Genomic DNA, 773 nt, shown 5'->3' on the forward strand with positions numbered 1-773 from the left:
GCGGCCGTAGCTCAATGGATAGAGCATCTGACTACGGATCAGAAGGTTAGGGGTTCGAGTCCTCTCGGCCGCGCACATGCGAAAGGCCCGCTACCAGGGAGAACCTGGGAGCGGGCCTTAGTGTTTGTCAGGACAATTCCGAGATCTCGCCAACTTCGACGGCTCAGCTAGAAGTCGCGCCAGGCGTCGAACCAGTCATCGGCCTGAGCCGGGCTGATACCCGCGCGTCGGCCGAGGTCGTGGAACGCGTCGTAGGACTCCTCACGCCGGATGGTGTCGATCCCACGCAGCCGAGATCGACAAGGTGCCGACTCAAAGCCCCGACGCCCCCTCAGCCGCCTCCAGCCACCGCCGATACCACCGCGCGAACCCCACCCGCCCCCCACCCTCATCCACCAACGGCCGAAACCCTCCATCATCGGCCAGGTCATCAGCCCACATCTCACCTCGCGAGGGCCCACTGACCACCAGCGCCTCCCGGTAAGCGCACCCAAGGTGACAGAGGTACAACAGCCCGATCGAGTGACGCCCGTCAAAGACAAGAGTGTCGCGCTGCTCCTGGTAAGCGATCTCGGCCGCCTCGAAGGCCTCGGCGGACGAGAAGTCGACCTCGTCGGGCGGCGCAGGCAGCCCATCGGCCGGATCGAACGCCTCCACGTGCGGAAACGGCTGATCCAGCACGTCCAGCCGGGTGAGGTCAGCGCCATCGCCCTCCCACTGCCACCGCCCCTTCACGTGCCGTACGGGAAAGAGCCCGTAGGCGGGTCCGGCGC

At 66.1% G+C, this 773-nt stretch carries 1 tRNA gene and 1 pseudogene; one reads left to right on the top strand and one right to left on the bottom strand.

Annotation, left to right across the window (positions count from 1 at the left end):
* A tRNA-Arg gene (locus tag FXF51_RS60240) sits at window positions 1-73 on the top strand.
* Window positions 74-312: 239 nt separating this feature from the next.
* Here the strand turns inward: FXF51_RS60240 and FXF51_RS60245 are convergent.
* Window positions 313-773: pseudogene (locus FXF51_RS60245) on the bottom strand (SMI1/KNR4 family protein); the annotation flags it as partial.

Origin of the sequence: Nonomuraea sp. PA05 (genome assembly GCF_008086045.1) — a bacterium.
Classification (GTDB): Bacteria; Actinomycetota; Actinomycetes; order Streptosporangiales; family Streptosporangiaceae; genus Nonomuraea; species Nonomuraea monospora.